Genomic DNA, 1,999 nt, shown 5'->3' with positions numbered 1-1,999 from the left:
TACTCCAGCCGTAGATCGTGATCTTGCGGCTATTGGGCGGCCCGCGCCTGGTAGTGGCAGGTTCGAGCTCGGGCTTGATGGCGTCGGCGCCACTGAGACCAGCGGAGCCGGTGCTTGACCGCGTGGACGGTCTGGGCGACGAGCGTGGTGAACAGGTGCTGGATCTCGTTGCACGTCAGCGGGATCAGGCCGTCCAAGGTCTGTTCCCGAGCGCGTTCGTGGGCGGTGGCCGCGGCGAGGAAGGCGTGGGCGAGCATCGCGAGGGTGACCCAGCGGTGCCAGGACGTCCAGCGCCTGACCTGGTGTTCGTCCAGTCCGGCCAGGCCCTTACCGGACTGGAAGGTCTCTTCGACCGTCCACCTGCGCCCGGCGACCTTCACGAGGGTGGACAGCGGCACCTGAGTCGCCGAGTAGCAGCGATAGAAGGCAAGTTCGCCGGTGCGCCGGTTGCGGCGGACGAGCAGGTGGCGGTGGCCGGGCCGGGCGTCGGTGATTTCGGCCAGGGCCCAGTCGTAGAAGCGGTGCCCTTTGGCTCCGGCGCCGGCGGAGAGCTTCTGCCAGGCTCGCTTCGGCAGCTTCGTGACCAGGGCGTCGGCGCGGATTTTGCCCACGCGGGTGGTGATCTGGTGGTCGCAGGCGACAGCGAGGACATAGCCCATCCTGCGCGCCTCCAGCGCGGTCCGCAGGTGCGGGTTGCCTCCGTAGACCTCGTCACCGGCCACCCAGGACACGGGAACGTCGGCGTCCAGCGCGCGGCCGATCATGCGGGCGGCGAGCGCGGGTTTCGTGGCGAAGCCGACGGTGTCGGGAATCCCGGCGGCCTGGCAGCGGGCCGTGTCGTCGGTCCAGGAGCGCGGGACGTACAGTTCCCGGTCGATCGCGGCGTGTCCGAGCGGGGTGGAGTAGGCGAGGTAGACGGCGACCTGGCTGTTTTCGATGCGTCCGGCGGTGCCGGTGTACTGGCGCTGCACGCCCACCGTGGCGGTGCCCTTCTTCAGATCGCCGGTCTCATCAACGACGAGCACCGCGTCGTCGTGGCGCAACTGCTCGACGACGAAGCCGCGGATGTCGTCTCGGACCGCGTCGGCGTCCCACCTGGCTCTGGACAGCAGGTGCTGCAGGCCGTCCGGGGTCGCGTCCCCCGCTTGCTCGGCGATCGTCCAGCAATTCTTGCGTGGTAGGTCCGACAGCAACCCGAGCACCAGGGCCCGCGCCCGGCGCCGCGGTTCCACCCGGGCGAACCGCCCCGCGATGCGGCCCATCAGGACCTCGAACATGTCCTGCCACCGGGCGGGATCTATGCTGTGGCCTGCGGCCACCGTCTGATCTTCTGTCTTCACACACTGATGATCACCGGTGGCCGCACCCACTGGTGCCAGCAGGGTGGAAGATCCCGTCGTCGAAGGAGATGCGGTGCTGGGATTGCTGGGCTTCTATGACGAACTCGACAACCGCCCCGGCCAGTCGAGCGGGTCCATACGCGATGCCATCCAGCCCGTTGGTGAGCGGGACGAGGCGGACCTGGTGGCCTATCTGGATGCCGGCCACGTTCTCATCGACGTCATGGAAGCGGGCCACGACGTCGTCACCGGCGACTCACACCGCCACTCCTTGGGTTGCTCATCGCTGGTCACCGACGGTGCCTGGCTCTGGCGCCAGGACTTCCCGCACTACGTTGAAACGCACCACGTCCTACTCCCAGAGGCATTCATCGAGCACGTGCGCGGCCTGAATTATCAGATGCCAACCCTCATCACCACGCAGTTCGCTCCCCACTACAACGAGACCATGCCCCTTGTCGGCTGGGCCTCCACCGTCCCGTGGCGATCGACTTTGGCCGTGCTCGAACCCGAACCACGAGCACGGACAAGCAAAGTCGAGTTCGACGCGGCGATGCTGGCTCAGGAACGAAACCGACCACACGGCAACTGGAACAAGCCTCGTAAGCCACGGAGAGCATGAGGCACAAGCCCAGTCACGATCTACGGCTGGAGTACTA

2 protein-coding genes are annotated in these 1,999 nt (G+C 67.2%); one reads left to right on the top strand and one right to left on the bottom strand.

Annotated elements, in window-relative coordinates:
- Nucleotides 1-29: 29 nt before the first annotated feature.
- Nucleotides 30-1,262 (bottom strand): IS701 family transposase, encoded by a 1,233-nt coding sequence (locus AB0436_RS30510; RefSeq protein WP_366471169.1) that lies wholly within the window; start codon nucleotides 1,260-1,262, stop codon nucleotides 30-32.
- Nucleotides 1,263-1,383: 121 nt separating this feature from the next.
- Between AB0436_RS30510 and AB0436_RS30505 the strand changes: the two genes are divergently transcribed.
- Nucleotides 1,384-1,962 (top strand): hypothetical protein, encoded by a 579-nt coding sequence (locus AB0436_RS30505; RefSeq protein WP_366471168.1) that lies wholly within the window; start codon nucleotides 1,384-1,386, stop codon nucleotides 1,960-1,962.
- Nucleotides 1,963-1,999 lie beyond the last annotated feature (37 nt).

The sequence above is a fragment of the Streptomyces sp. NPDC051322 genome, assembly GCF_040689485.1.
GTDB lineage: Bacteria > Actinomycetota > Actinomycetes > Streptomycetales > Streptomycetaceae > Streptomyces.
This window is presented reverse-complemented; position numbering and strand designations above follow the sequence as displayed.